General features: G+C 68.5%; 22 protein-coding genes and 2 tRNA genes. 13 read left to right on the plus strand and 11 right to left on the minus strand.

Translation table 11 applies throughout. The features are described 5' to 3' along the window. The first annotated feature begins 145 nt into the window (after window positions 1–145). The gene (locus Q8S30_RS06605; protein WP_305665235.1) at window positions 146–1195 is read left to right on the plus strand and encodes an alpha/beta hydrolase; all 1050 of its coding nucleotides are present in this window, start codon (window positions 146–148) and stop codon (window positions 1193–1195) included. 24 nt (window positions 1196–1219) lie between these two features. On the opposite strand, the gene Q8S30_RS06610 is transcribed toward Q8S30_RS06605, so the two are convergent. Together Q8S30_RS06610 and Q8S30_RS06615 are read right to left on the minus strand one after the other, a co-directional pair. Next, on the minus strand, window positions 1220–2449 hold the full coding sequence (locus tag Q8S30_RS06610; RefSeq protein ID WP_305665236.1) for an N-acetylmuramoyl-L-alanine amidase: 1230 nt from the start codon (window positions 2447–2449) through the stop codon (window positions 1220–1222). A gap of 70 nt (window positions 2450–2519) precedes the next feature. Further along, complete coding sequence (locus Q8S30_RS06615; RefSeq protein ID WP_305665237.1) at window positions 2520–3671, minus strand: pyridoxal phosphate-dependent aminotransferase; 1152 nt, start codon at window positions 3669–3671, stop codon at window positions 2520–2522. Between the two features lie 178 nt (window positions 3672–3849). Here Q8S30_RS06615 and Q8S30_RS06620 point away from each other — a divergent pair, with 178 nt between their 5' ends. Further along, window positions 3850–4617, plus strand: a complete 768-nt coding sequence (locus Q8S30_RS06620) for a DsbA family protein (RefSeq protein ID WP_305665238.1) — start codon at window positions 3850–3852, stop codon at window positions 4615–4617. 163 nt (window positions 4618–4780) lie between these two features. Here the strand turns inward: Q8S30_RS06620 and Q8S30_RS06625 are convergent, their stop codons facing one another. From Q8S30_RS06625 to hemA, 4 genes are all read right to left on the minus strand, one after another. After that, the gene (locus Q8S30_RS06625; RefSeq protein ID WP_305665239.1) at window positions 4781–5212 is read right to left on the minus strand and encodes a hypothetical protein; all 432 of its coding nucleotides are present in this window, start codon (window positions 5210–5212) and stop codon (window positions 4781–4783) included. Window positions 5213–5241: 29 nt separating this feature from the next. Next, the gene (gene ispG, locus Q8S30_RS06630) at window positions 5242–6390 is read right to left on the minus strand and encodes a flavodoxin-dependent (E)-4-hydroxy-3-methylbut-2-enyl-diphosphate synthase (protein ID WP_305665240.1); all 1149 of its coding nucleotides are present in this window, start codon (window positions 6388–6390) and stop codon (window positions 5242–5244) included. 85 nt (window positions 6391–6475) lie between these two features. Then, window positions 6476–7705 (minus strand): helix-turn-helix domain-containing protein, encoded by a 1230-nt coding sequence (locus tag Q8S30_RS06635; protein ID WP_305665241.1) that lies wholly within the window; start codon window positions 7703–7705, stop codon window positions 6476–6478. A gap of 112 nt (window positions 7706–7817) precedes the next feature. Further along, window positions 7818–9047, minus strand: a complete 1230-nt coding sequence (hemA, locus tag Q8S30_RS06640; protein WP_305665242.1) for a 5-aminolevulinate synthase — start codon at window positions 9045–9047, stop codon at window positions 7818–7820. A gap of 251 nt (window positions 9048–9298) precedes the next feature. On the opposite strand from hemA, the gene Q8S30_RS06645 reads away from it, so the two are divergent. Both Q8S30_RS06645 and Q8S30_RS06650 read left to right on the plus strand, forming a co-directional pair. Beyond that, window positions 9299–10669, plus strand: coding sequence for a M20/M25/M40 family metallo-hydrolase (locus Q8S30_RS06645; RefSeq protein WP_305665243.1), 1371 nt, complete (start codon window positions 9299–9301; stop codon window positions 10667–10669). Beyond that, the gene (locus tag Q8S30_RS06650) at window positions 10669–11109 is read left to right on the plus strand and encodes a GNAT family N-acetyltransferase (RefSeq protein ID WP_305665244.1); all 441 of its coding nucleotides are present in this window, start codon (window positions 10669–10671) and stop codon (window positions 11107–11109) included. Before Q8S30_RS06645 ends, Q8S30_RS06650 begins: the two co-directional genes overlap by 1 nt. 88 nt (window positions 11110–11197) lie before the next feature. On the opposite strand, the gene Q8S30_RS06655 is transcribed toward Q8S30_RS06650, so the two are convergent. Continuing rightward, window positions 11198–11274: transfer RNA gene (locus tag Q8S30_RS06655), tRNA-Asp, on the minus strand. Window positions 11275–12070: 796 nt separating this feature from the next. Between Q8S30_RS06655 and Q8S30_RS06660 the strand changes: the two genes are divergently transcribed. Next, the gene (locus Q8S30_RS06660) at window positions 12071–13240 is read left to right on the plus strand and encodes a hypothetical protein (RefSeq protein WP_305665245.1); all 1170 of its coding nucleotides are present in this window, start codon (window positions 12071–12073) and stop codon (window positions 13238–13240) included. A gap of 54 nt (window positions 13241–13294) precedes the next feature. Here the strand turns inward: Q8S30_RS06660 and Q8S30_RS06665 are convergent. Beyond that, window positions 13295–13371 (minus strand) — tRNA-Asp (locus tag Q8S30_RS06665). Between the two features lie 310 nt (window positions 13372–13681). Beyond that, a complete protein-coding gene (locus tag Q8S30_RS06670) occupies window positions 13682–14971 on the minus strand; it encodes a 4-aminobutyrate--2-oxoglutarate transaminase (protein WP_371135458.1) in 1290 nt (429 codons plus the stop codon). 121 nt (window positions 14972–15092) lie between these two features. On the opposite strand from Q8S30_RS06670, the gene Q8S30_RS06675 reads away from it, so the two are divergent. The 8 genes from Q8S30_RS06675 (at window position 15093) to Q8S30_RS06710 (ending at window position 22935) form a co-directional block, all read left to right on the plus strand. Next, complete coding sequence (locus Q8S30_RS06675; RefSeq protein ID WP_305665246.1) at window positions 15093–15908, plus strand: MerR family transcriptional regulator; 816 nt, start codon at window positions 15093–15095, stop codon at window positions 15906–15908. 166 nt (window positions 15909–16074) lie between these two features. After that, the gene (locus Q8S30_RS06680; RefSeq protein WP_305665247.1) at window positions 16075–16977 is read left to right on the plus strand and encodes a LysR family transcriptional regulator; all 903 of its coding nucleotides are present in this window, start codon (window positions 16075–16077) and stop codon (window positions 16975–16977) included. A 140-nt stretch (window positions 16978–17117) separates the two neighbouring features. Beyond that, window positions 17118–18290, plus strand: coding sequence for an ABC transporter substrate-binding protein (locus Q8S30_RS06685; RefSeq protein ID WP_305665248.1), 1173 nt, complete (start codon window positions 17118–17120; stop codon window positions 18288–18290). A gap of 51 nt (window positions 18291–18341) precedes the next feature. Further along, the gene (locus Q8S30_RS06690) at window positions 18342–18734 is read left to right on the plus strand and encodes a cytidine deaminase (RefSeq protein ID WP_305665249.1); all 393 of its coding nucleotides are present in this window, start codon (window positions 18342–18344) and stop codon (window positions 18732–18734) included. Then, entirely contained in the window at window positions 18731–19732 is a 1002-nt protein-coding gene (locus Q8S30_RS06695; protein WP_305665250.1) for an ABC transporter ATP-binding protein, read from the plus strand. Before Q8S30_RS06690 ends, Q8S30_RS06695 begins: the two co-directional genes overlap by 4 nt. Next, entirely contained in the window at window positions 19729–20673 is a 945-nt protein-coding gene (locus Q8S30_RS06700; protein WP_305665251.1) for an ABC transporter permease, read from the plus strand. The genes Q8S30_RS06695 and Q8S30_RS06700 overlap by 4 nt, the downstream gene beginning before the upstream one ends. Window positions 20674–20686: 13 nt before the next feature. Beyond that, on the plus strand, window positions 20687–21469 hold the full coding sequence (locus tag Q8S30_RS06705) for an ABC transporter permease (protein WP_305665252.1): 783 nt from the start codon (window positions 20687–20689) through the stop codon (window positions 21467–21469). Window positions 21470–21504: 35 nt separating this feature from the next. Further along, complete coding sequence (locus Q8S30_RS06710; protein WP_371135477.1) at window positions 21505–22935, plus strand: gamma-aminobutyraldehyde dehydrogenase; 1431 nt, start codon at window positions 21505–21507, stop codon at window positions 22933–22935. A gap of 77 nt (window positions 22936–23012) precedes the next feature. On the opposite strand, the gene Q8S30_RS06715 is transcribed toward Q8S30_RS06710, so the two are convergent. Beyond that, the gene (locus Q8S30_RS06715) at window positions 23013–24992 is read right to left on the minus strand and encodes a hydantoinase/oxoprolinase family protein (RefSeq protein WP_305665254.1); all 1980 of its coding nucleotides are present in this window, start codon (window positions 24990–24992) and stop codon (window positions 23013–23015) included. A 57-nt stretch (window positions 24993–25049) separates the two neighbouring features. Further along, window positions 25050–26687, minus strand: coding sequence for a GMC family oxidoreductase (locus Q8S30_RS06720; protein ID WP_305665255.1), 1638 nt, complete (start codon window positions 26685–26687; stop codon window positions 25050–25052). Window positions 26688–26745 lie beyond the last annotated feature (58 nt).

The raw sequence follows: 26745 nt of genomic DNA on the forward strand, positions 1-26745 counted from the left end.
GGTCAAAACAACTCGGTGTCAGGGGTGCGCCCGGGGACGGGATCGGGGATGGGTGCGCGAAAGCCCGCCGGGCGGGGGCTGGCCGGGGAACGCGCTCGGGCTCGTGGGGGTTTCTGTGGAGCCAGGATTGCAAGGAGACAAGCAGATGAGCGCCCTGACCGAGACCACCGCCGGCGTGCTGTCTGCGCTGTTCGGCGGCAGCCCAGCAAAGCCCGGCCCGCAGATGCAGGCGGTGCTGGACCGGCTGGAGGCTCTTGGCGCGCGCCCGGCAGGGACGGTGGACGCGGCCGCGTTCCGGGCGCAACCAGGCCCGGCGGATGCGGTCGCCTCGCTTCTGGCCGAGGGGGTTGGCACGCCGCCCTCGGACAAGGGCCTTCAGATTCGCGACTTTTCGGTGCCGGGCGCGGCGGGGGAGATCGCGGCGCGGGCCTATCTGCCGCAGGGGCCGGGGCCCTTGCCGGTGATCGTCTATTTCCACGGCGGCGGCTGGGTGCTTGGCGGGCTCGACGCCTATGACGCCACCGCCCGCGCGCTGGCGCTTGGCGCAGAAGCGCTGGTGCTGGCCTTCGACCATCGCTGCGCGCCCGAGCATCCCTTCCCTGCCGCGCATCTGGACGCGGTGGCCGCCTGGCAATGGGCCAGCGAAAACGCGGCGGAGTTCGGCGGCGATCCCCTGCGGATGGCCGTCGCGGGCGAGAGCGCGGGCGGCAACCTCGCCATCGGCGTGGCGCTGGCGGCGCGCGACCGCGGAATGACGCCGCCTCTGCATCAGTTGCTGGTCTACCCGGTGGCGGGGAACGACCTGGACACCGCCTCCTACCGCTCCCATGCCGAGGCTGCCCCGCTTGGCCGGCAGGGGATGGAGTGGTTCATTGCGCAGGCCTTCCCCATTGACGGACAGACCGAAGACCCGCGGCTGAACGTCGTGGCGCGCGACGATCTGGCGGGGCTGCCGCCCGCCACCATCCTGAATGCGCGGATCGACCCGCTGCTGTCGGAGGGCGAGACGCTGGCGGCGCGGCTGATCGAGGCGGGGGTGCCGGTGACGCAGCGCACCTTCGACGGGGTCACGCATGAGTTCTTCGGGATGGGCGCGGTGGTGGAGACGGCGCAAGAGGCAATGGACCTGGCGACGGGCCGGCTGCGCCATGCCTTCCACAGCGGCGCGCCCGGAGCCATGGCGACCCTGCTCTAAACCTGCATCGCGACCCTGCTCTAGCTACTGCCGGATCAGCCGCGCCTCTGCCGCATCCGCCTCGGCCCAGGCCCGGACCCCGGCCAGCAGCGCCGCTTGCATCTGCGCGCGCCAGGCCGGGTCCATCAGCCGCGCGCGGTCGGCAGCGGAGGACATGAACCCCACCTCCAGCAGCACGGACGGGATGTCGGGCGACTTCAGCACCGAGAAGTCCGCCGCCTGCACCGGGCGGCGATGGGTCTTCAGCCCCGCCGCCTTGATCCCATCGGCCAAGGCCATCGCCAGCCTGTCAGCGCGGGGCTGGGTTTCGGTGCGCGCCAGGTCCATCAGCACCCCCGCCACCTCATCATCGTGGCCATCAAGGTCGATCCCGGCCAGCAGGTCGGCGCGGTCATGGCGTTCGGCCAGCAGCGCAGAGGCGGTGTCGGAGGCGTCTTCCGACAGCGTGTAGATCGTCGCCCCCACCGCCTCGCCCTCGGCCAGAGCATCGGCGTGGAGCGAAAGGAACAGGTCCGCCCCCGCCGCCCGCGCGGCCGAGATGCGGGTTTCCAGCGGCACGAAGACATCCTCGGTCCGCGTCAGCTCCACCTGTATCCCGCCGCGGCGCAGCACCTCTTGCAGCTCGCGCGCGAAGGCCAGCATCAGATGCGCCTCGGTCAGCCCCGCCGCCTCGGCCCCGGGATCGAGCCCGCCATGGCCGGGGTCGAGCACCACCACCAGCGGTGCCTCTCCGGTCTGGCGCTGCTTGGCGGGCTTGGTCACCACCGGGTCGGGCAGGTCCCAGATCGTGCCCTCCACCGCGCGGCCCGGATCGGCGGCGACGGCGGCAAGCCCCGCGGCATCGGTAGGTTCAAGCCGGATCCGCACCGAAGCGGGATCGGTCTCCTGCCAGGCCGAGGACACCAGGAACGGCCCGTCCAGTTCCGCCACCAGCCGCGACCAGCCGGGGCGAAAGACGCCCCAGCGAAGCTCGGTGACATGGGCGGAGCGGTCGAGGGACAGCGGGTCGGCGCCCTGGAAGGACACTTCGCGGAAATCCACCACCAGCCGCGGCGGATCTTGCAGCAAGAACACCCGGAACGGCACCGGCTGCGACAGCGCCAGCGTGACAGAGATGCCCCCCGCCCGGTCCTCGACGCCCGAGGCACCGGCGTTGAGCCGCGCCAGCGCCGTCAGCTCCTGCGCCGCGGCAGGCAGCACCAGCATCAGCGCGGCCAGCAAAGGCGCCAGTCTGCGAAGAAGAAACCCGATCATGCCTCTGCCCTTTTCGCGCCAGCATAGCGATGAGCGGCGCGAATCCCTAGCCCCACCTCATGCTGGCGCATCACGCCTGGCGGGCGGCCATGAACTTGGTCAGCCGGGCGATCCCCTCGGCGATGTCGGCGGTGGACCCGGCATAGGAGAAGCGCAGCGTGGTGCCGCCGCGGACCGGATCGAAATCCAGCCCCGGCGTGACCGCGACCCCGGCCCCCGCCAGAATCTCCGCGGCAAAGGCGCGGCTGTCCGTCTTCAGCCCCGACACATCGGCATAGATATAGAAGGCCCCGTCCGGCGGCGCGATCCTGTCAAAGCCGGCGCCCGGCAACCCCTCCAGCATCAGCTGGCGGTTGCAGGCATAGACGGCGCGGTTCGCCTCCAGCTCGTCCACGCAATCCAGCGCGGCAAGGGCGGCGACCTGGCTGGCATGGGGCGGGCAGATGAACATGTTCTGCGCCAGCCGCTCGACGATGCGGACGTGATCCTCGGGCACCACCATCCAGCCGATGCGCCAGCCGGTCATGCTGAAATACTTGGAGAAGGAGTTGATGACATAGACATCATCCGAAATCTCCAATGCGGAAATCGCGCGCCCCTCGTAATGCAGCCCGTGGTAGATCTCGTCCGACACGAAGGCCAGATTGCGCTCGGCCGCGACATGGATCAACGCCGCCAGCGCATCGCGGCCGAGCATGGTGCCGGACGGGTTGCCGGGCGAGGCGACGATCAGGCCCGCCAGATCGGGGGCCAGCGCCACATCCTCAGGGTTCGGTTGCAGCCGGTCCTCGGCCCGCGCGGGAATGCCCACCGGCTCCAGCGACAGCGCGCGCAGGATCTGGCGGTAGGACGGGTAGCCCGGCTCGCCAAGCGCCACCCGGTCGCCGGCATCGAAAAGCGCGGTGAAGGCCAGCAGGAAGGCGGCGGAGGAGCCGGCGGTGACGATGACCCGGGCCGGATCAAGCTCCACCCCATACCAGCGGGCATAGAGCGCGGCGATCCCGGCACGCAGCTGCGGCAGGCCGAGGGCGACGGTGTAGCCAAGGGCACCCTGCTCCATCGCCCGGGCCAGCGCAGCACGGGCGGCGGCGGGCGCGGGGGTCGAGGGCTGGCCGACCTCCATATGGATGATGTGGCGGCCCGCGGCCTCGGCGGCGCGCGCGGCCTCCATCACGTCCATCACGATGAAGGGATCGACAAGCCCGCGCCTTGATGTCCGCATCTAGCGTCTCCATGCTGCCCCGCAGCCCCCACGGGCGTGCCTTGCGTTCATTTCAGCCGCGGCGGGCAAGGTCAATGCCAGCCCCTGCGGCGCGAGGTCCGTTGCGGCGCGGCGGCATCCGTGCCAAGCCCACGGGCAGAAGAATAGCGGCGCTGCCGCCCGAACCGGAGACGATACGATGACCCGCCCCGCCTTCGCTCAACGGCGCTTCGCGCTAGCCCTCGCCGCGACCCTGACCCTTGGCACCCCTGCCCTGGCCTTCGACATCACCTCGATGACCCAGCCCGAAAGCGAGGCCTTTGGCGAGGCGGTGCGCGGCTACCTGATGGAGAACCCCGGGGTGCTGATGGAGGTAATCGCAGAGCTGGAGGCGCAGCAGGCAGAGGCGCAGTCCTCGGGCGATAGCGCACTGGTGCTGTCCAACGCCGCTGACATCTATGAGGACGGGTTCTCCTGGGTCGGCGGCAATCCCGAGGGCAGCCTGACGGTGGTGGAATTCATCGACTACCGCTGCGGCTATTGCCGCAAGGCGCATTCCGAAGTGCTGGAGCTGGTGGAGACAGATGGCGACATCCGCTACATCGTCAAGGAATTCCCGATCCTCGGCGAGGAGTCGGTGATCGCCTCGCAATTCGCCGTTGCGGCGCTGCAGGTGGCCGGGCCCGAGGCCTATGAGAAGATCAACCATGGCCTTTACACCGAGTTCCGCGGCGCGATGACGGCCGAGCGTCTGGCGGCCTTCGCCACCGATCTGGGGCTGGACGGCGCGGCGATTGCCGCCGGAATGGACTCGCCCGAAGTGGCCAAGGTGCTGAACGACAACCAGCTGCTGGCACAGCGCCTGCAGATCGAGGGCACCCCGACCTTCGTGATGGGCGACCAGCTGCTGCGCGGCTATGTCCCGCTGGAGGGAATGCGCGCGATGGTGGCGGATGTGCGGGGGTAGATCCCCCGTTCCAAGCGGGCCATTGGACTCTTTGGCCCCGGGCGCGGGTGACTTGCCGACGGCAAGTCACCCGCGCCTTTTGACCGGAGGCGCAAGCCGCAGGGTGAGGGGGATGCCGCTTTCTCGGATCGCCCCGATCTCTGCAAGGCACCTTGAAACAGGTTCAGCCGTTTGATGGCATCTTAAGTCTCTGCAAAGGCCGCATCAGCAGAACTGCCACAGACCCGGCGACGCCGATAGCGATGCAGAGGCCGAACTCCCCCCAGCCCATATTGTGGAACCTGAACAGAGACTTCGCCACGAGGTATCCAAGGACCATCGCTGTGAGAAGGTTCGGGCCATGGCTCGTTGCCGCGCGAACCGGGATCAACAACGAGAATGCCACGGCCCCGAGGGCCACATAGGTGCGGAAAAGCCAGTCCAAGCGCTGCGTGCGCTCAAGGAAACCCTGGAAGTCTCGCGGACCGGGGAGATTGAGAATTTCCGATGCCTGGTCACGAAGCTGCAGCTGCGTCGGCCATGTCAGGTGCTGAAGGAGAAACGCGAAAGCTATCGGCAGAAAGAAGATCAGTGCGTATCGCAAGGCCATGACCATGCCACCCTCTGCATGGCCTTCCGAGCCCCTCACCCCGCCTGCACCAACTGCGCAGCCGCCTCGGCCTCCGCCTCGGCCGCCTGTATCGCCGCCGCCTTCGCCTCGACCAGTTCAACGATATGGTCGATCATCCGCTCATTCCCCAGCTTGTGGACCTGCTTGCCGGCCAGATAGACCATGCCGGACCCTGCCCCGCCGCCGGTGAAGCCGATATCGGTCATCAGCGCCTCGCCCGGGCCATTGACCACGCAGCCGATGATGCTGAGGCTCATCGAGGTGGTGACATGCGCCAGCCGGTCCTCGAGCGCCGAGACGGTCTTGATCACGTCGAAGCCCTGCCGCGCGCAGCTGGGGCAGGAGATGATGGTGACGCCGCGGTGGCGCAGGCCGAGCGATTTCAGGATCTCATACCCCACCTTCACCTCCTCGACCGGATCGGCCGAGAGCGAGACGCGGATGGTGTCGCCGATGCCCATCCACAGGAGGTTGCCAAGGCCGATGGCGGATTTCACCGTACCGGAGACCAGCCCCCCGGCTTCGGTGATGCCGAGGTGGATCGGCGCGTCGGTCGCCTCGGCCAGCGCCTGATAGGCGGCGGCGGCGAGGAACACGTCGGAGGCCTTCACGCTGATCTTGAACTCGTGGAAATCGTTGTCCTGCAACAGCTTGATATGGTCCATACCGGATTCGACCATCGCATCCGGGCAAGGCTCGCCGTATTTCTCCAGCAGATGCCGCTCCAGCGAACCGGCATTCACGCCGATGCGGATGGAGCAGCCATGATCCTTGGCCGCCCGCACCACCTCGGCCACGCGGCGGGCGTCGCCGATATTGCCGGGGTTGATGCGCAGGCAGGCGGCGCCCGCCTCGGCGGCCTCGATGGCGCGTTTGTAGTGGAAATGGATGTCCGCGACGATCGGCACCGGGCTTTCGCGGCAAATCTCGCGCAGGGCCTGGGTGCTGGATTCGTCGGGGGTGGAGATGCGGACGATATCGGCGCCCACATCGGCCGCCGCGATCACCTGCGCCAGGGTGGCGCGCACGTCGGACGTGTCGGTGTTGGTCATCGTCTGCACCGAGATCGGCGCATCGCCCCCCACGGCCACCTTGCCGACCATGATCTGGCGCGACTTTCGACGATAGATATTGCGCCAGGGGCGGACGGTGTTGAGCGACATCGAGAAACCTCGTTGGTCTGCGGTCACCGCCTAGATAGGCGCAGCCCCGGCCCGAGGCAACCGCAAGCGGGCCGGAACCCATCCGTCACTCGGCGGGTTCGGCGCCCGGGATTTGCGCTTGCGCAACGGCCACGATCTTGGCCAGGTCCGGATCTTGCGTGAGGTCCGCGACGGCAAAGCTGCCGGTCAGGTCTTCGGGCGAGAGCTTGAGGTTCTTGACCACCTGCGCGCCCGGCGCAGCGGGGCCATAGGTCTGGCCGTTCACCGCAAAATAGACGGAGCCGGAGTTGCCTGCGCGCAGCACCGGGGGCTGTTCCATGGCGGGAACCGCGTAACGCTCACCCGCGTCCAGGATCTTCTCGAACAGCACCGAGCCATCGGCCGCTGACACCCGCACCCAGGACGGGCGCACCGCAACGAGTTCCACCGCCGGCGCGCCTTCGGCCACGGTGCGGACGGTCGCATCGGCATCGGTATTGGCCTCGGCCACCGCCGCCTCGATCCCGGCATTCACCCCGGCAAGGCTACCCGGGATGCTGGCCGCGGCCGAGAGGCCGGCCAGCGCGCCCACGGTCTGCGGGTCGATGGACGCAATCGGTCCGTCACGCGCCACCAGCACCGGCACGTCCAGCGCCTCGGGGCGATAGAGCCGGTCCAGCGCATCTGTCTGGGGCAAGGACACATCGGCCTCGGCCGTCATCGCATTGCCTTGCGAGAGGTTGTCGAGCGGGTCCAGCTCTGCCACCACGCCCGGCGCCTGATCGACGGGCGAGAGGCGCACCTTCTGCACCTCTTGCAGCACCGACCAGCCGCCATAGCCAATCGCCACCACCAGCGCGAGCAGCACCAGCACAGAGCCGACAGCGCCGGGTTCGACATGGCTGAACATCGCCTTGCCGCGCGGCACGAAGAGGGCATTCGGGTTGGCCAGCGGGTCGCCATATTCGGCGGCCTTCTGTCGCACCGAAACCGGCTTGGGACCCGAGGCAGCGGGCGCGAGCCCATGCGCCGGCACGAAGCTCGATTCCTCGCAGAAACGGGCAAAGGCCCAATCCGGGTCGAGGCCCAGATAGCGGGCGTAAGAACGGACATAGCCAGAGATGAAGCCGGGGGTCTCAAACGCCGCAAGATCCGCATTCTCGATGGCCGCGATGTAGCTGGCCTTGATCTTCAGCTCACGCTGCACATCAAGCAGGGATTTCGAGAGTGTAGCGCGTTCGCCGCGCATCACATCCCCCAACCGCAGTTCGAAACCGTCAAAGCCCTTGGGCTTGTCGACCTCCTGCGTCGAAGGAGAAGTCCTCCGCCCGATCATGCGCCTGCCCCGTTCTGTCCCCAACGATCGACGATTCGTCGTCGCCTGATTTCGCCCGACCTATTGAGCTTTCTGTAGCACAGGGCAAGCCATCATGCACATGCAGAAGGGGTCAGGCCGACATCTCGGCGCGATTTAGCGCACAACGCGACCAGAGCGCGTCCATTGCCCGCACAAGATGGTCGATCTGCTTTGGATCATGCACCGGCGAGGGGGTGAAGCGCAGACGCTCGGTCCCGCGCGGCACGGTCGGAAAGTTGATCGGCTGGACATAGACGCCGAAGTCTTCCAGCAGCATGTCGGACAGCATCTTGCAATGCACCGGGTCGCCGACATGCACCGGCACGATATGGCTGCCATGGTCGATGATCGGCATCCCCAGCGACTTGAGCCGCATCTTCAGGATCCGGGCGTGGAGTTGCTGGGCATCGCGCAGCTTCTGCCCTTCGGCGGTTTTCAGGAAGGCGATAGAGGCTGCGGCCCCGGCGGCCACGGCCGGCGGCAGCGAGGTGGTGAAGATGAAGCCCGGCGCATAGGAGCGGATCGCATCGACCATCCGTGCCGAGGCCGCGATATAGCCGCCGAAGACCCCGAAAGCCTTGCCAAGCGTGCCGTTGATGATGTCGATCCGCCCGGCCAGCCCGTCACGTTCCGCGATGCCGCCGCCGCGCGGGCCATACATGCCCACCGCATGAACCTCATCGAGATAGGTCAGCGCGCCGAACTCCTCGGCCAGGTCGCACAACTCTTCGATCAGCCCGAAATCGCCATCCATCGAATAGATCGATTCAAAGGCGATCAGCTTGGGCGCCGCCGGATCGTCGGCCGCCAGAAGTGCGCGCAGATGGGCAAGGTCGTTGTGGCGGAAGATGCGCTTGGCGCCGCCGTTGCGGCGGATGCCCTCGATCATGCTGGCGTGGTTGAGCGAGTCCGAATAGATGATCAGCCCCGGGAACAGCACCGGCAGCGTCGAAAGCGTCGCGTCATTGGCGATATAGGCGCTGGAGAAGACCAGCGCGGCCTCTTTCCCATGCAGATCGGCCAGCTCCGCCTCGAGCCGCTTGTGATAGACCGTGGTGCCAGAAATGTTGCGCGTGCCGCCCGAGCCGGCGCCGGTCGCGTCCAGCGCCTCATGCATCGCGGCAAGGACAGCCGGATGCTGGCCCATGCCCAGATAGTCATTGCCGCACCAGACGGTGATCGCCTGCTCCTGCCCGTCGGGACGCCGCCAGACCGCATTCGGGAAGGCGCCCTTGCGCCGCTCGATATCGATGAAGGTGCGGTAGCGCCCCTCGTCATGCAGCCGCTGGATCGCCGTATCGAGCGCCTTGTCATAGTCCATCGTTCGTCTCCTGGCCCGTTCGCTGGGGGATGGACTAGGCTCTCCATCCGCGTTCTGCCTTGATACCGATCAATTGGGGGCAGAGTCATGGTGCAAATTGACGCAAAGCGGGAAAAAGGCTGTGACCGGTGGGCTGACGGGTCGGAGTTTAAAGAGATTTCTGCAGCCCCGGCGGCGCTCTCCCGCCCCCTCTGGACAGTGCGACCCCGCCTGCTAGGCTCCGCGCCAACCCCGACATGAAGGAGACGGCGATGACCCTCGACACCGTATTGGCCCGGATCGACGAAACCCTGCCCGAGGCGGTGGACCGGCTGCTGGAGCTGCTGCGCATCCCCTCCGTCTCCACCGATCCGGCCTTTGCCGAGGCTTGCGCCAGCGCCGCCGACTGGCTGGTCGATGACCTCTGCGAGCTCGGCTTCGACGCCTCCGTCCGCCCCACCCCCGGCCATCCGATGGTCATGGCGCGCGCGAAAGGCCCCGGCAAGCACATCCTCTTCTACGGCCATTACGACGTGCAACCCGTTGATCCGCTGAACCTCTGGAACCGCGACCCTTTCGATCCCGAGCTGCAGGACACCCCCAAGGGCCGCGTCATCCGCGGCCGCGGCGCCAGCGATGACAAGGGCCAACTGATGACTTTCCTCGAGGCCTGCCGCGCCTGGAAAGCGGTCCACGGCACCCTCCCCGGCAACCTGACCATCTTTCTGGAGGGCGAGGAGGAATCCGGCTCCCCCAGCCTCGTGCCGTTCATGGAAGAGAATGCCGAGGAGCTGCGCGCAGACCTCGCCCTGATCTGCGACACCGGCCTCTTCGCGGACAAACCCGCCATCGTCACCATGCTGCGCGGGCTGGCGGGGGATGAGGTGACGATCACCGGTCCGTCGAAAGACCTGCATTCGGGCATGTATGGCGGCCTCGCCATGAACCCGCTGCGGCTGCTGACCAAGATCCTCGGCGGGATGTTCGACGATCAGGGCCGCGTCACCATCCCCGGCTTCTATGACGATGTGCGCGAACTGCCGGACGAGATCCGCGCACAGTGGCAGGGCCTTGGCTTCGATCATGCCGGGTTCCTCGGCGAGGTCGGCCTGTCGCTCCCGGCGGGCGAGCAGGACCGCACCCCGCTGGAAATGCTCTGGTCGCGGCCCACGGCCGAGATCAACGGCATGTGGGGCGGCTATCAGGGCGCGGGGTCGAAGACGGTGATCCCCTCGCAGGCCTTCGCCAAGCTGACCTTCCGGCTGGTGCCGGGGATGGACCCGGAGAAGGTGCAGACCCTGTTCCGCGACTGGGTGCGCGCGCAGGTGCCGGCCGATTGCACCGTCAGCTTCAGCCCCAAGGCCGGCGCCCCCGCCTCGGAAATGGCTGTGGGCGACCCGGCCTTCGAGGCGGCGCGGCTGGCGCTGTCCGAGGAATGGGGCCAGCCCGCGGCCTTTGTCGGCTGCGGCGGGTCGATCCCGATCGCGGGGCATTTCAAGACCGTGCTGGGGATGGACGCGATGCTGATCGGCTTTGGCCGCGACGATGACCAGATCCACTCGCCGAACGAGAAATACGACCTTGAATGCTTCCACAAGGGCATCCGCTCCTGGGCGCGGGTGCTGGACCGGATCGCCGGGTGATGGTGACCGTTCGGGAAGCCGTCGCGACCGACGAAGCGGGCTGGCGCCCCCTGTGGGACGCCTACCTCGCCTTCTACCACATGGACCTGCCGCCCGAGGTGACCGCTTCCACCTGGGCGCGGATCCTTGACCCTGCGGGCGGCATCGGGATGCGCGTGGCGGAGGAAGACGGCACCCTCCTCGGCTTCGCCACCTGGGTCACCCATCCCTCGACCTGGACTCTCACCCCCGATTGCTACCTCGAGGACCTGTTCGTGGACGAAGCCGCCCGCGGCAAGGGCGTCGGCCGCGCGCTGATCGAGGATCTGGCGGCGCTTGGCCGCGCGAACGGCTGGTCGCGGCTCTACTGGCACACGGCCGAGGGGAATACGCAGGCACGGCGGCTCTACGACAGCTTCACGCCCGCGGACGGGCATGTGCGGTACCGGGTGAAGCTGTAGGGGATCGTCCGCGAGGGCCGCCCTCGGGCGCCCGCCCTGCCCCGGCCGATACGGCATCTCGGGGCCGTTGGTCCGGGCAAGGAAGAAGTGGCGCGGTTGACGGGGCTCGAACCCGCGACCCCCGGCGTGACAGGCCGGTACTCTAACCAACTGAGCTACAACCGCGCAATGGGGGGCTACCTAGCCGCTGAGGCTGGGGGCGTCAAGCACGAATGCGCAGGGGATTGCGGGAGGGAAGCGGGCGCGTCAGGGTGGGCTGGGTGACGGGGAGCGGGTGATGGCAGAGACGGCGGCAGAGGCGGCGTACAGAGCGGCGCTGGACGAGATTGAGAGGGTGAAGCGGGAGGGGGGGACGGAGCTCCACTTCGACGACGAGCTTTTTCACGCGCTGGATCAGATCCCGCCCGAGGTGGCAGAGATCGTTGGGCTGCAGGTGCTCAACCTCAGTCAAACCGCCGTTTCGAACCTTGCCTCACTGGCAAGCCTCAGTTTCCTGAAAAGGGTCGATCTAAGCCAAACCGCCGTTGCCGATCTGGGTCCCCTTGCGGGCCTCACTGCATTGGAAGTGCTCATACTTGGTCAAACCGCCGTTTCCAGCCTCGCACCCCTCGCCGCTCTTCGCGCCCTAGAAGTGCTCGTTCTCGACCAGACTGCCGTTTCAGACCTTACGCCCATCACAGGCCTCACCGCACTCCGAAGGCTAACACTTGACCGGACTGCTGTATCTGACCTTGCCCCGCTCTCAGACTTGACCGCGCTACAGTGGCTCGATCTTAGCGAGACACTTGTTGCCGATCTCGTGCCCCTCACCGGCCTAGTTGCTCTACAGATGCTCTGGCTTAACCAGACTTCGGTTTCTGACCTTGCCCCAATCGCGGGCCTCACAGAGCTTCAAGGTCTCGGCATCAGTCAAAGCGCTGTCTCCGACCTTGCCCCCATCTCGAATCTCACTGCATTGCAGATGCTCTGGCTCAGCCAGACCACCGTTTCCAACGTCGGTCCCGTGACCGAATTCGCTGCTCTTTCCGATCTGACCTTGTTTGGCAGCATGGTGGACGACCTACGCCCGATTTGCAGGCTGGAAAAGCTTGGTAGTGTTGGCTCTCCCGGTTTAAACTTCTTCGATACACCCGCAACTCAGTTGGATTCGGAACTGGCACGGCTGGCGGAAATCGATGACGAGAAAGACCGCGCCCGCCAGACCCTCGCCTATCTCAACACCCTGCCCCCTTGGCCGGAGCCCTACACCCCCAAGGCTCGCCCCGACGGCCTGCCGCCGGGGCCGATTGGCGCGTTGCCCGTGCCGCCGGAGCAGGACGCAGCCCTCCCGCTGATCTGGGGCGAGAAGGGGTTCTCCTTCCTCGCCGCGCAGGTCGGGGCCGATCCGGTGACCGAGGCGGTGCTGGAAGACCTGCTGCCGCTGATCGAGGACCTGCGCCGCAAGGGCAACCGGCATGACGACCTCTACCGCCTCGCGGGCGAGTTGCAGGAGCGGGCGACGGGCGAGATTTCCTCGCTCAACATGGTCAAGCTGCATCTGAGCTATCAGAAGCTGCGCCGCGTCTATGTGGGGCTGGAGGGGCGCGCCGAGCGGTTCGACGACGAGACGGTGACCGCCATCGCCGGGGTGCTGGAGATCGTGCCGGGGGTGACGCTGGCCGATGCCGGCGTGCAGGTGCTGATCGAGCGGCAGGAGAAAGAGCGGGCGCGCGTGGTCACGCCCGAGGTGGCCGAGGCCGAGGGGCAGGTGCTGGTCTCGGTACAGGCCAAGGACGCGCCCTTCGACCCCGCGGTGCAGGATGCGGCACGGGTGATCCTGCTGCCCGGCATGGATGACCGGCTGTCGGCCAGCCGGGGGGTCTTGTCGCGGAACGCTGTGATCGTGGTGCTCAAGTATGTTGGGGGCGCTGCCGCAGCCGGCGCTGTCGGCGGTCCCGTCGGCAACTACGTTTACGAACACGGGCCGCAGCTTCTGGCGCTTGCCCAGACGATGGGCGACGACGCCTATTTCTGGGCGCAGATGATCCTGGCAAAGTTCAAGGGACAGTATGAGCTGGCAATGGGGATCGCGCGGGAGGTCACACAGGCGGGCCCCGTCCGTCTGCGCCCGGACAAGCGCGACAAACCCTGACCCCCCAAAGCCAAAAGCCCCCGCTTGCGCGAGGGCTTTTCGGTCTTGGGAAGGTGGCGCGGTTGACGGGGCTCGAACCCGCGACCCCCGGCGTGACAGGCCGGTACTCTAACCAACTGAGCTACAACCGCAAACTTCCCGTCCGGGTGCCGAAGCATGGCGCCGAACGTGGAGCGTGTAATAGGCATAGCCGGGGGGGACGTCAAGCGGGCCCGTGCGGAAATTCGAGCGGGGGAATGGGTGGGGGGATCGGGCGGTATGGGCCTGTCCGGGAAGGGGGAAACGCCGGTTGGGGGCAGTGCAGAGCGTGCGATCACGGCGCAGGCGGCGGAAAAAATCTACCCTGTGGCGGCCGGCAGATCGCAGCAGCCTGCCCGTTTCCCAGACCAAGCACCGGGGTTTTAGGCGCGGGTGCATAGGCCTTCCACACCCGCGCCAAGGTCAGCCGCGCGCGGCCAGCACCGAGGCCTCGAGGATCTCCAGCGCCTCACCCATCACCGCATCGGGGATGGTCAGCGGCGCGAGGAAGCGGATGACGTTGCCATAGACGCCGCAGGTCAGCAGGATCAACCCGCGCGACAGCGCCTCCTCGCGCACCCGGCCAGCAAACCCGGCATCGGGCGCGCCGGTGCCGGGCACGGCAAACTCCACCGCGTTCATGAAGCCCGGGCCGCGGATATCGGCGATCTGCGGCACCGCCTCCTGCATCCCCGCCAGCCGCTGCTTCAGCCGCTGGCCGAGGCGCGTTGCGCGGTCACACAGCTGCTCTTCCTCGATCACGTCCAGCACCGCATTGGCGGCGGCGATGGCCAGCGGGTTGCCTGCATAGGTGCCCCCCAGCCCGCCGGGGTTCGGGCTGTCCATGATCTCGGCGCGCCCGGTCACGGCGGAGATCGGCAGGCCGCCGCCAAGCCCCTTGGCCATGGTGGTGATGTCGGCGGCGACCCCGTGATGCTCCATCGCGAACAGCTTGCCGGTGCGGGCAAAGCCGGTCTGCACCTCATCCACGATCAGCACGATGCCATGGGTGTCGCAGATCGCGCGCAGGCTGGCCATGAAGCCGGCGGGCACTTCGTAGAAGCCGCCCTCGCCCTGCACCGGCTCGATCAGGATCGCGGCCACGCGGGTTGGCTCCAGATCGGCCTTGAACAGGCGGTCGAGCGCGGCCAGCGAGTCCTCGGCCGTGACGCCCTGAAGCGCGATCGGGAAGGGAAGGTGCCAGACATCGGCCATCATCGGGCCGAAGCCGGCCTTGTAGGGCTGCACCTTGCCGGTCAGCGCCATGCCCATGAAGGTGCGGCCGTGAAAGCCGCCCGCGAAGGCGATGACGGCGGCGCGCCCGGTGTAGTGGCGGGCGATCTTAACCGCATTCTCCACCGCCTCGGCGCCGGTGGTGGCGAAGAGGGTCTTCTTGGGAAAGTCGCCCGGCACCTTGTCGTTCAGCCGCTCGGCCAGGGTCACATAGTTCTCATAGGGAACGACCTGGTGGCAGGTATGGGTGAAGCGGTCCAGCTGCGCCTTTACCGCCGCGATCACCTTGGGATGCCGGTGCCCGGTGTTCACCACGGCGATGCCGGCGGCGAAGTCGATGTAGCGGGCGCCGCCCTTGTCCCAGATTTCTGCGTTCTCGGCACGGTCGGCATAGACCTGCGTGGTAACGCCGACGCCGCGGGCGATGGCGGCGGTGCGGCGGCCCGAAAGGGCGGCGTCGGTGATGGTGCTGTGGGTCATGGCGGGATGTCCTGAAGGGGTTTTGCGATTCCTTGCAGTTTTCCTGCAAGAATTGTTGGCGAGCCTATACAAAACCCGCATCCGTGCAATATCCCTTGTGAGGTGATCGCAAGGAGGCCCGATGCCCGAGGACATGACCCCAGACCCGCCGCGCTACCGGGTGGCAGAGGCGGCGCGCGCGGCCGGCGTCGCGCCCTCGACCCTGCGGCTGTGGGAGACGCAGGGGCTGATCGCGCCGGCCCGCCTCGCCTCGGGCCAGCGGGTCTATTCCGAGGCGGATGTGGAGCGGCTCTGCCGCATCGCCTTCCTGCGCCGCGAGGACGGGCTGAACCCCGCCGCGATCCGCGCCGCGCTGGCGGGCGACGCCCCTGCCCCTGCGCCCTCCTCGCCCGCCGCCGCGCCGGACCTCGGCCCCCAGCTGCGCCGCCTGCGGCTGGCCCGCGGCGAGACGCTGGAGCAGGCGGCGGCGGCTTTGTCCGTGTCGTCATCGGCCCTGTCCACGCTGGAACGCACGGGGGCGGGCGTGTCCTTCAAGACCCTGCATGACATCGCCCGCCATTACGGCACCACCGTGTCGAGCCTTTCGGGCCAGGACGCCCCCGGCGGCGCCGTGGTGCGGGCCGGGGCGCGCCGCCACTGGCCGATGCCGGTGCCGGGGGTGACGGTCGAGCTGCTGGCCGAGGGGCGCAACCAGATGGATTGCCACCTCTTCCGCCTCGCCCCGGGCGCCGCCAGCGAGGGCGGCTATGGCCATGAGGGCGAGGAATTCCTGCACCTGCTTGAGGGCCGCTTCCGCATCGTGCTCGACGGCACCGAGGCGCATGACCTCGGCCCCGGCGATTCCCTCTATTTCGCCAGCAAGCGGCCCCATGCCTGGATGAACCTTGGCGAGGGGGAATGCGTGCTGATCTGGGTGAATACGCCGCCGAGTTTCTGAGGTTCTGGCGGAAGCCGGGGGGCCTTCAGCCCCCCGCGCCCCCCGAGGATATTTAGGCAAAGAAGAGAGGAAGAAGGGGCGCGGGCTTCCCGCACTCGGCGCTTTCGTCCGGGCGGCGCGGTGCCTATCCTTGCTGCGCGGACTGCCCGCACGGAGCCCCAGCCTGATGGCCTTTACCCTGCGCCAGTTGCAGTTCTTCGTGGCCGCCGCCGAGGCCGGATCGGTGTCGGCGGCGGCGCGGGCGCTATCGATCTCGCAATCCTCGGTCACCGAGGCGATCCGCGGGCTGGAGGAGGATCTGGGCGTCACCCTGTTCGAGAGGCGGGCGCGCGGGCTGGACCTGACCCATCGCGGCAGCCTGTTCCTGCGCCATGCCAGCCAGATCCTCGGCGATGTCGCCACCGCCCGGCAGGCGTTCCGCGAGGAGCCGGGGCTGGAGGGCGGGCGGCTGAGCCTTGGGGTGACCTCGCTGGTCGCGGGCTATGTGCTGTCGGACATGCTCAGCCGCTTTCGCCGCGCCTTTCCGGCGGTGGAGGTGACGGCGCTGGAGGAGACCGGCGAGTACCTCCAGCACCTGCTGATCGGCGGCGAGCTGGACGTGGCGGTGCTGCTGACCTCGGCCATCCGCGAGCGGGCGGCGCTGAACGTGGAAACGCTGCTGGTCTCGCCCTACCGGCTGTGGCTGCCGATGGGGCACCCTCTGGCCGAGGCGGAGGCAATCGCGCCCGAGGATCTGGCGGGCGAGAATTTCATCATGCTGACGGTTGACGAGATCGAGGAGAGCACCCGGCGGCTGATGGCGGGGTTTTCGGTGCGCCCGCGCATCGCGTTCCGCACGAGGTCGGTAGAGGCGGTGCGCAGCCTGGTGGCCACCGGCGCCGGGGTGGCGCTGCTGCCGGGGCTGGTCTACCGGCCCTGGTCGCTGGAGGGGGACCGGATCGAGATCCGCGACGTGTCGGGCGATCTGCCCTCGGTGCAGGTGGGCCTTGCCTGGCGCAAGGGCGCGCCGCTGCCGGGGCCGGCGCGCAGCTTCATCAAGGCGGCGCAGGCGGCGGTGCCGGTGCGGTGATCTAGCCATCGGCATTTCCGATAGGTGCCTTCATTCTTTTGCATTTGCGAAAGGTCAGGCGCCGGACTTACCGTTTGGCATCACCGGAAAACCCGGGCCCGATGGCCGCCAACGCGCGGCGCTGCAACAGGGAGTTGCCCATGATCCGTCAGACCACCACACCCGCCCTTCGCCTCGCCGGCACCACCGCGCTGGCCCTGCTTGTAACCCTGCACCCCGCCCTCGCCCAGATGACCGAGATCGGCGCGGCGGAGGGGCAGGTCAACATCGTCGCCTGGCCCGGCTATATCGAGCGCGGCGAGACCATGCCCGACTTCGACTGGGTGACCCGCTTCGAGGAGGCCTCTGGCTGCAAGGTCAACATCAAGACTGCCAACACCTCGGACGAGATGGTGGCGCTGATGAACGAGGGCGGGTTCGATCTTGTCACCGCCTCGGGCGATGCCTCGCTGCGGCTGGTGGCGGGCAAGCGGGTGCAGCCGGTGAACGTGGATCTGATCCCGTCCTGGTCCGCGGTCGATGACCGGCTGAAGGACGCGCCCTGGCACACGGTCGATGGCGTGCATTACGGTGTGCCCTATGCCTGGGGCCCGAACGTGCTGATGTACAACACCGAGGCCTTTGGCGACACGCCCCCCACCTCGTGGAACGTGGTGTTCGAGGAGATGACCCTGCCGGACGGCCAGTCCAACAAGGGCCGGGTGCAGGCCTATGACGGGCCGATCCATGTGGCGGATGCCGCACAATACCTGATGGTGCATCAGCCGGATCTGGGCATCACCTCGCCCTATGAGCTGACCGAAGACCAGTACAAGGCAGCGCTGGACCTTCTGCGCGGGCAGCGCGAACTGGTCGCGCGCTACTGGCATGACGCCTTCATCCAGATGGATGATTTCAAGAACGAGGGCATCGTGGCTTCCGGCTCCTGGCCCTTCCAGGTGAACCTGCTGCAATCCGAAGGCTTCCCCGTCGCCAGCACCATCCCCGAGGAAGGCGCGACCGGCTGGGCCGATACCACGATGATGCATGTCGACGCCGAGAACCCCAACTGCGCCTATATGTGGATGGAGCATACCCTGTCCTCGAACCTGCAATCGGACCTGTCGGTCTGGTTTGGCGCCAACCCGGTCGTCCCCGCCGCCTGCACCGACGGGTCGGGGATGCAGACCGCCGAGGGCTGCACCAAGAACGGGCTGGATGATTTCGAGCGCATCAAGTTCTGGACCACCCCGGTCGCCAGCTGCCCGGGCGGCGATTGCGTGCCCTATTACCGCTGGGTCAGCGACTATATCGGCGTGATCGGCGGGCGCTGATCCCCGGGGGCGGCCCCGAGCCGCCCCTTTTTCCTGCTTGAAGGACCAACCATGACCGATGCCGAGCTGATCCGGCGCGCTGGCGAGGTGACTCGGCCGCGCAGCCTTGGAAAGACCGTCGAGGCCGGAGCCGTCGGCGCCGCGATCCTGGCGGGCAGCGGCGCGGTGTTCTGCGGCGTCTCGATCGACGCGGCCTGCGGCATCGGCTTTTGCGCCGAACATGGCGCCGTGGCCGCGATGGTCACCGCGGGGGAGAGCCGGGTTCTGGCAATGGTCGCGGTCCATGCGGCTGGCCATGTCGTCGCCCCTTGCGGGCGCTGCCGCGAGCTGGTGATGCAGATCGACTCCGGCAATGCCGCAACCCGCGTGCTGCTGCCGGGAACGCGCGTGCTGCCCCTGGCGCAGCTGCTGCCGGATTGGTGGCAATCGGAGAGCCTGCCATGATCGCTGCCGTCGACTTCACCCATGTCTCGCGCCAGTTCGGCAGCGGCGCCGCGGCGGTCCGCGCCGTCGATGACGTGAGCCTGGCCATTGCCGAGGGGGAGTTTTTCGCCATGCTCGGGCCCTCTGGCTCGGGCAAGACCACCTGCCTGCGGTTGATCTCGGGGTTCGAGAGCCCCAACGAGGGCACCATCCGCATCTTCGGGCAGGACATGGGTGCCGTGCCGCCGAACCGGCGCCATGTGAACACGGTGTTTCAGGATTACGCCCTCTTCCCCCACATGACCGTGCGCGACAATGTCGCCTACGGGCTGATGGTGCGCGGCATGGACCGGCGCACGCGGCTGGCACGGGCCGAGGAGATGCTGGCGCTGGTGCATCTGCCGGAGTTCGGCGGCCGGAAGCCCGGGCAGCTGTCGGGCGGGCAGCGGCAGCGGGTGGCACTGGCGCGCGCGCTGGTGAACGAACCGCGGGTGCTGCTGCTGGATGAGCCCTTGGGCGCGCTGGACCTGAAACTGCGCGAGGCGATGCAAGATGAGCTGAAGAGCCTGCAAAAGCGGCTTGGCATCACCTTCGTCTTCGTGACCCACGATCAGGGCGAGGCGCTGAGCATGGCCGACCGCGTGGCGGTGTTCAGCCGCGGCAAGATCGTGCAGACCGGCAGCCCCGCCGAGGTGTATGAGCGCCCCGCCACGCGCTTCGTGGCGGATTTCGTCGGCTCCTCCAATGTGCTGTCCCCCGAGCAATCGGCCCGCCTCGGCGGCCCCGCGCGCTGGACCAGCCTGCGGCCCGAGGCGATCCGGCTGGCGGGCGAAGGCACCCCCGGCACCGTCACCGCCCTGCGCTATCTGGGCGCGGGCACCCGCGTCGCCGTGGCGCTGGAGGCGGGCTTGGATCTGGGCGTGCTGCTGCCCGCAGGCGCGCCGGTCCCGGCCCCCGGCGAGGCGGTGCGCCTGACATGGGAGCGCAGCGCGATGCATGCGATGGAGGGCGAGGAATGAGCGCAGCCCTTGAACCGGCCCATCCCCCTCGCGGCCCGGGCGACCGGCTGACCGGCCTGTTCTGGCGCCGCCCTTGGGTCTTGCTTGCCCTGCTGCTGGCGCCGCCGCTGCTGTGGCTGGGGGTGGTCTATGTCGGCTCGCTGGTCGCGCTTCTGTGGCAGAGCTTCTATTCCATCGACGAGTTCAGCGGCATGGTGGTGCCGGAACTGACGCTGAAGACCTATGCCGAACTGCTGCGCCCCTCGAATGCCGATGTGATCCTGCGCACCGCGACGATGGCGGCGGCGGTCACCCTTGCCTCGGCGGTGCTGGCCTTCCCCATCGCCTATTACGCGGCGCGCTATGCCAAGGGCCGCTGGAAGGCCGCCTTCTACCTTGGCGTGATGCTGCCGCTGTGGTCGAGCTATCTGGTCAAGGTCTATGCCTGGAAGCTGATCCTGGCGAAGGAGGGGATCGTGACCTGGGCCTTCGAGGGGCTTGGCGCAGGGAACCTGCTGAACGCGGTGCTGGCGATCCCGGTGATCGGGGGCAATTCGCTGTCCACCAGCTATATGGGCACGTTCCTGGTGTTCCTCTATGTCTGGCTGCCCTTCATGATCCTGCCGATGCAGGCCTCGCTCGAGCGGGTGCCGGCGACGATGCTGGAAGCCTCCAGCGATCTTGGCGCGCGGCCGGGGCAGACCTTCCGCCATGTGATCCTGCCGCTGGCGATGCCGGGGGTGATTGCCGGGTCGATCTTCACCTTCTCGCTGACGCTGGGGGATTACATCATCCCGCAGATCGTCGGATCGTCGCGGCTGTTCATCGGGCAGGCGGTCTACACGCTGCAGGGAACGGCGGGGAATATCCCGCTGGCGGCGGCCTTTGCGGTGGTGCCGATCCTGATCATGCTGGTCTATCTCGCCGTGGCCCGGCGGCTGGGGGCGTTCGATGCACTCTGATCGCGCCCCATTGATGCTGAAGGTTGCGGCGGTGGCGGGGCTTGCCTTCCTGCACCTGCCGATCCTACTGATCTTCCTTTACGCCTTCACCACCGAGGAGCGGACCTACCAGTTCCCGCCCCCCGGCCTGACGCTGAAATGGTTCGGCGTGGCGTGGGAGCGGCCGGACATCTGGCCGCCGCTCTACCTGTCGCTGAAGGTCGCCGCGATCTCGACTGCGCTGGCGCTGGTGCTGGGAACACTGGCCGCCGCTGCGATGGCGCGGGCCCGGTTCTTCGGGCGGGACTCGATCTCATTGCTGGTGATCCTGCCGATCGCCCTGCCCGGCATCATCACCGGCATGTCGCTGCGATCCGCCTTCGCCATTGCCGATATCCCGTTCTCCACCCTGACCATCGTGCTGGGGCATGCCACCTTCTGCGTGGTCATCGTCTACAACAACGCCGTGGCCCGGTTCCGGCGGCTTGGCGGCTCGATGCTGGAGGCGAGCGCCGATCTTGGCGCCAACGGCTTCCAGACCTTCCGCTTCGTGATCCTGCCCAACCTCGGCTCCGCCTTGCTGGCTGGCGGGATGCTGGCCTTCGCGCTGTCCTTTGACGAGGTGATCGTCACCACCTTCACCGCCGGCCAGCAAAGCACCCTGCCGATCTGGATGCTGAACGAACTGGTGCGCCCGCGGCAGCGCCCGGTCACCAATGTCGTCGCCATCGTCGTCTTTGCGGCCACCTTCGTGCCGATCCTCATCGCCTATACCCTGACCCGCGGCGGCGCAGACACCGCCGGGGGCGGCAAATGAAAGAGAGTGCCATGACCGAGGACCAGACCCTGACAATCGACACCGACCTGCTGATCGGCGGCAGCTTCGAGGCGGGGCAAGAGCCCGGCGAGCCGGTGCTGAACCCGCGCTCTGGCAAGCTGATCCTCGATCTGCCCGAAGCCTCGACCGATCAGGTGGACCGTGCGGTGGCCGCCGCCCGCGCCGCCTTTGCCGGCTGGTCGCGCACCACGCCTGCCGAACGCTCCGCTGCCCTCCACGCCATTGCAGACCGGATCGAGGCCGAGGCGGGCGGCTTTGCGGCACTGGAGGCGCTGAACTGCGGCAAGCCGATCAATGCCGCCACCAATGACGAGCTGCCCGCCATCGTCGATTGCTTCCGCTATTTCGCAGGCGCGGTGCGCTGCCAGTCCGGCACCGTCGCGGGCGAATACCTGGCCGGGCATACCAGCATGATCCGCCGCGACGCAGTGGGGGTCATCGCCAGCATCGCACCCTGGAACTATCCGCTGATGATGATGGCCTGGAAGCTCGCCCCGGCCATCGGCGGCGGCAACACGGTGGTGTTCAAGCCGTCCGAGCAGACGCCGCTGACCGCGCTGAAACTGGCGCGGGTGCTGGCCGATGTGCTGCCCGAGGGCGTGGTCAACATCCTGCCCGGGCGCGGGCAGACGGTGGGCAGCTACCTGATCAACCATCCCGGGGTGGACATGATCTCGCTGACCGGCGATGTGGCGACGGGCCGCAAGATGCTCGATGCCGCGGCGAAATCGGTGAAGCGGACGCATCTGGAGCTTGGCGGCAAGGCGCCCGTCGTGGTGTTCGACGATGCGGACATTTCCGAGGTGGTCGAGGGGCTGCGCGCCTTTGGCTATTACAATGCCGGGCAGGACTGCACCGCCGCCTGCCGGATCTATGCCGGGAAGAAGGTCTATGAGCGGCTGGTGGCGGATCTGTCCTCGGCAGTGTCCAGCATCGCGCTCGGGCTCGAGGATGATACGGCCAACGAGATCGGGCCGCTGATTTCCCTGCGCCAGCGCGACCGGGTCGCCAGCTTCGTCGAACGCGCCCGAGAGCAGAGCCATATGGAGGTGACGGCGGGCGGCGAGGTCATGGGCAATGGCGGCGGCTTCTTCTACCGCCCCACCGTGATCGCCGGGGCCCGGCAGAGCGACGAGATCGTGCGGCGCGAGGTGTTCGGGCCGGTAGTGTCGGTCACGCCCTTCGACGATGTCGATCAGGCGGTGGACTGGGCCAATGACAGCGATTACGGGCTGGCAAGCTCGGTCTGGACCCGCGATGTCGGCCGCGCGATGGCAACGGCGGCGCGGCTGCGCTACGGCTGCACCTGGGTCAACACGCATTTCATGCTGGTCAACGAGATGCCCCATGGCGGGCTGAAACAGTCGGGCTATGGCAAGGACCTGTCGGCCTATGCGCTGGAGGATTACACCGTGGTGCGGCATGTGATGGTGAAGCACGGGTAGCGTGGCGCTTGTGGCCAGCGGCGGCGGGCCGTCTGCCCCCCGCACCCCCCGAGGATATTTAGACAAAGAAGAGGGGATCAGTCCCGGGTCTGTCTGGGGCGGCCGGAGGCGGTGATGCGCAGTTTGGCTTCAATGAAGACGGTTTGCCCCTCGATCTGGGCCTCGCGGCGCTGCTCGTCGCGGGTGATCTGCGGGTCGGGCAGGCCCGCGGCGGCGGCGGCGGCGCGGGCCTTTGCCTCCAGCGCGGGGGCGAGGGCTTTGAGCGCGGTTTCGGGGTCGGGATAGGCGGCGGGGCCGTCGGGCAGGTGGGCCACGAAGCGGCCCGGGCCGGGGCTGGAGACCAGCGCCTCGGCATGCATGGAGACGCGGCCCACCACCGCGCCGATGGCATTGGCGACATCGCCATCGGGCGGCAGGATTACCGGGGTGTGCAGGCGGTCGGCCACCGCGCCGTAGTAGCTGGCGGCGGAGGCGCCGAGGCCGATCAGGGGCACACCGAGGGATGCCTGCATCCGCAGCGTGCCGCTGTGCCCCGAGAGCGCGGCGCGCAGCAGCGGGTCGGCGGGGGCGGCAGTGAAGCCGTCTTCGGCCAGCGCGGCCTCCAGCAGGCAGTCCACCGTCTGCGCGGTGAGTTGGTCGATGATGCGCGCGGCCAGCGCCCCTGCCCCCGCCGCAATGCGCTCGCCCTTTGCGCTGCGCCGGCGGGCCATGAGGGCGAGGGCCTTTTCGGCGGCGCCCGTGTCCCAGACCGCCAGCCGCCCCAGCACATGGGAGGCGTCGGAGGGCGTGACCCCGGCGATCATCACGAGGCCCCGCGACCACAGCCTTTGCAACGCCGCCTGATCCATGCGGGAGCCGAGCGCCTTTCCCAGCGGCTGAGCCTGCCCCGCCAGCCGTGCCAGCAGCGCCGCCTCGCGCGCGTCCAGCCCCGGGGCCTCGGTCGCCATCGGCAGCACGAAGCGGCCGGCCTCGGCGGCGGGGATCTCGGTCGCCAGCGCAGCATCGAGCGTGGCGTGGACCATCTGGCTATGATCCACCGCCAGCAGCGACACCGGGATCAGACGCCGCGGGCCAAGGCGCAGGCCGGTATCCCCCAGCGGCACCAGCCCCTCGGCCAGATGCACCTCGCTGTCGCCGCCAAGACCGGTGGTGCGCATCGCCACCGCCTCGACCATCGTGCGCCAGGGGCCGACGCGGGCGCCGTCCGGGTCGATGGCGGGGCGCCCGCCGCGCAGCAGCGCCACATCGGTGGTGGTGCCGCCAATGTCCGCCACCAGCGCCTCGGCCATCCCGGTCAGCCAGCGCGCGCCCTCAATGGACGCCGCGGGGCCGGAGAGGATGGTCTCGATGGGCCGCTCGCGCGCCTGGCCCGCCGAGATCAGCGCGCCATCACCCCGCACCACCATCAGCGGGGCGCTGATGCCGCGGCGGGCAAGGTGCCCCTCGCAGGCGTCGATCAGCCGGGCGATCATGTCCAGAAGGCGCGCATTCAGCACCGCCGTCAGCGCGCGCTTCGGCCCGTTCAGCCGGGCGGAGAGGTGATGCGAGCAGGTGACGGGCCAGCCCTGCGCGCGCAGCAGGTTGGCGGCGGCCAGCTCATGCGCCGGGTTGCGGGTGGCGAAGGCCGCGGCCACGGCGAAGGCGGAGACCTCAAGGCCCTCCAGCGCGGCCTTCAGCGCGGCAAGATCCAGCGGCGCAGCCTCCGTCCCGCCTGCGCCATGCCCGCCGGCGATGCGGATCACCGGGTCGCCGCGCATCGCCTCGGCGAGGCCGGCGCGGGCCAGGTCGGCCTCGGAAAAGCCGATGGCGACGAGGGCCGCGCGCCCGCCCTGCCCCTCGACCAGCGCATTGGTGGCGAGGGTGGTGGAGAGGGAGACCATGGCGACCTGCGCAGGATCGGTGCCCGCCAGCACAGCGTCGATGGCCGCGCCAATCCCCAGTGACAGGTCGGCGCGGGTGGTCAGGGCCTTGGCCTTGGCCAGCACGCCCTGCCCCTCACGCAGCAGCACCGCATCGGTGAAGGTGCCGCCGGTATCGACGCCCAGAAGAAGTGCCATGCCTGCCCGCCCATCCTGTTCCCCCGCGCTTTGCGACAGATCGCGCCGCGCGGCAAGTCAGCCCGCATCCTCAAGGATCATCTCGGCGCCCTTCCAGCCCATCAGGATCGCGGGCGCGTTGGTATTGCCGCCGATCAGCGTGGGGAAGGCCGAGGCATCGCAGACCCTGAGCCCCGACAGCCCGTGCACGCGCAACCGCGCATCCACCACCGAGCCCGCCGCATCCGGCCCCATCCGCGCCGAGCAGCTGGCGTGATAGACGGTGCCGCTGCGGGCGCGGAAGTCGGCGATCAGCGCCTCGTCATCCGCCACCACGGGGCCGGGACGCAGCTCCTCGGCGATCAGATCGGCCAAGGGCGGCTGCGCCGCGATCTTGCGCAGCATCTTCACCGCCGCCAGCATCTCGGCCACATCCGCCTCGGTGGAATAGGCGTTCGCGGTGATGCGCGGGGCGGCAAAGGGATCGGCGCTGCGCAGGCTGATGCGGCCGCGGCTGGTGGGGCGACAGTTCGAGAGGCCAAGCGACAGGCCGGGGAACGGGTCGGGGGTCAGCACCGGACGCTCGCCTGCGCGGGGGATCAGCGTGGAGAAGGCCTGCATGTAGAGCTGCATGTTGGGGCGGCTCAGGCCGGGGGCGGTGCGGAAGAAGCCGCCGCCCTGGTTGATCGACATCGCCAGCGGCCCGCGCCCGGTCAGCAGCCAGCGCGCCCCGACCAACGCCTTGCCCCACCAGGGCCGCAGCACCTCGTTCAGCGTGCGGGTCTTCATCCGCCAGGTGTAGTTGAGCCCCTGATGGTCGCAGAGGTTGCCGCCCACATTGGCATTGTCGAGCAGCACCGGCAGGCCGAGCGCGGCGAGATCCGCCCCCGGCCCTACGCCCGACAGCATCAGAAGCTGCGGCGTATTGACGGCGCCGCCCGACAGGATCACCTCCCGCCCCGCCCGTGCCACATGCAGCGCGCCCTTGTGGCGGTATTCGACACCGGTGGCGCGGCGGCCCTCGAAGATCACGCGGGTGGCCTGCGCATGGGTGCGCACCGTCAGGTTCGCGCGCCGCATCGCCGGGCGCAGGAAGGCGCGGGCTGCCGACATCCGCCGCCCGCCCTTAACCGTCAGCTGGTAGACGCCGGCGCCTTCTTGCGAAGCGCCGTTGAAGTCGGGCGTCTCTGGGATGCCAGCGGCGGCACAGGCGCGCAGATAGGCATGGGTCAGCGGATGCAGGTCACGCCGGTTGGCGCTGACATGCAGCGGGCCGCCGGCGCCGCGCCAGTCGTCGGCGCCGCCCTCCCAATCCTCGATGGCGCGGTAGGCGGGCAGCACGTCCGCCCACCCCCAGCCCGGATTGCCCGCCGCCTGCCAGTCGTCATAATCGCTGGAATGCCCGCGGATCCAGACCATCGCGTTGATCGAGGACGATCCCCCCAGCAGCTTGCCCCGCGGCCAGTGATCGGCCTGCCCGGCAAGGCCCGGATCAGGCTCGGTCCGGTAGCACCAGTTCACCGCGGGGTCATGGAACAGCTTGCCATAGCCCAAGGGCATCTGCACGAACAGCCGCCGGTCGCTGCCCCCTGCCTCCAGCAGCAGCACCCGGTGGCGGCCGGAGGCGGTCAGCCGATCCGCCAGCACGCAGCCCGCCGATCCGGCGCCGACGATCACATAGTCATAGCCCGCCGCATCTTGTGCCACCGCGCCCATGCGCATTCTCCGCTCTGCCCGCGGGGCCGAATGCACCACCGCGCGCGCGCGGCAGCCC

This window comes from Frigidibacter sp. (assembly GCF_030695035.1).
Taxonomy (GTDB): domain Bacteria; phylum Pseudomonadota; class Alphaproteobacteria; order Rhodobacterales; family Rhodobacteraceae; genus Frigidibacter.

Excerpts from the sequence above, each read along its gene's own strand:
- Q8S30_RS06690 (WP_305665249.1), top strand. The coding sequence starts at position 18,342 with ATGACCGATGCCGAGCTGATCCGGCGCGCTGGCGAGGTGACTCGGCCG.
- Q8S30_RS06645 (WP_305665243.1), top strand. The coding sequence starts at position 9,299 with ATGACCCTCGACACCGTATTGGCCCGGATCGACGAAACCCTGCCCGAG.
- Q8S30_RS06705 (WP_305665252.1), top strand. The coding sequence starts at position 20,687 with ATGCTGAAGGTTGCGGCGGTGGCGGGGCTTGCCTTCCTGCACCTGCCG.
- hemA (WP_305665242.1), bottom strand. The coding sequence starts at position 9,047 with ATGGACTATGACAAGGCGCTCGATACGGCGATCCAGCGGCTGCATGAC.
- Q8S30_RS06615 (WP_305665237.1), bottom strand. The coding sequence starts at position 3,671 with ATGCGGACATCAAGGCGCGGGCTTGTCGATCCCTTCATCGTGATGGAC.
- Q8S30_RS06610 (WP_305665236.1), bottom strand. The coding sequence starts at position 2,449 with ATGATCGGGTTTCTTCTTCGCAGACTGGCGCCTTTGCTGGCCGCGCTG.
- Q8S30_RS06660 (WP_305665245.1), top strand. The coding sequence starts at position 12,071 with ATGCTCTGGCTCAGCCAGACCACCGTTTCCAACGTCGGTCCCGTGACC.
- Q8S30_RS06620 (WP_305665238.1), top strand. The coding sequence starts at position 3,850 with ATGACCCGCCCCGCCTTCGCTCAACGGCGCTTCGCGCTAGCCCTCGCC.
- Q8S30_RS06715 (WP_305665254.1), bottom strand. The coding sequence starts at position 24,992 with ATGGCACTTCTTCTGGGCGTCGATACCGGCGGCACCTTCACCGATGCG.
- Q8S30_RS06670 (WP_371135458.1), bottom strand. The coding sequence starts at position 14,971 with ATGACCCACAGCACCATCACCGACGCCGCCCTTTCGGGCCGCCGCACC.
- Q8S30_RS06685 (WP_305665248.1), top strand. The coding sequence starts at position 17,118 with ATGATCCGTCAGACCACCACACCCGCCCTTCGCCTCGCCGGCACCACC.
- Q8S30_RS06650 (WP_305665244.1), top strand. The coding sequence starts at position 10,669 with ATGGTGACCGTTCGGGAAGCCGTCGCGACCGACGAAGCGGGCTGGCGC.
- Q8S30_RS06695 (WP_305665250.1), top strand. The coding sequence starts at position 18,731 with ATGATCGCTGCCGTCGACTTCACCCATGTCTCGCGCCAGTTCGGCAGC.
- Q8S30_RS06700 (WP_305665251.1), top strand. The coding sequence starts at position 19,729 with ATGAGCGCAGCCCTTGAACCGGCCCATCCCCCTCGCGGCCCGGGCGAC.
- Q8S30_RS06680 (WP_305665247.1), top strand. The coding sequence starts at position 16,075 with ATGGCCTTTACCCTGCGCCAGTTGCAGTTCTTCGTGGCCGCCGCCGAG.
- Q8S30_RS06720 (WP_305665255.1), bottom strand. The coding sequence starts at position 26,687 with ATGGGCGCGGTGGCACAAGATGCGGCGGGCTATGACTATGTGATCGTC.
- ispG (WP_305665240.1), bottom strand. The coding sequence starts at position 6,390 with ATGTCGCTCAACACCGTCCGCCCCTGGCGCAATATCTATCGTCGAAAG.
- Q8S30_RS06605 (WP_305665235.1), top strand. The coding sequence starts at position 146 with ATGAGCGCCCTGACCGAGACCACCGCCGGCGTGCTGTCTGCGCTGTTC.
- Q8S30_RS06625 (WP_305665239.1), bottom strand. The coding sequence starts at position 5,212 with ATGGTCATGGCCTTGCGATACGCACTGATCTTCTTTCTGCCGATAGCT.
- Q8S30_RS06635 (WP_305665241.1), bottom strand. The coding sequence starts at position 7,705 with ATGATCGGGCGGAGGACTTCTCCTTCGACGCAGGAGGTCGACAAGCCC.
- Q8S30_RS06675 (WP_305665246.1), top strand. The coding sequence starts at position 15,093 with ATGCCCGAGGACATGACCCCAGACCCGCCGCGCTACCGGGTGGCAGAG.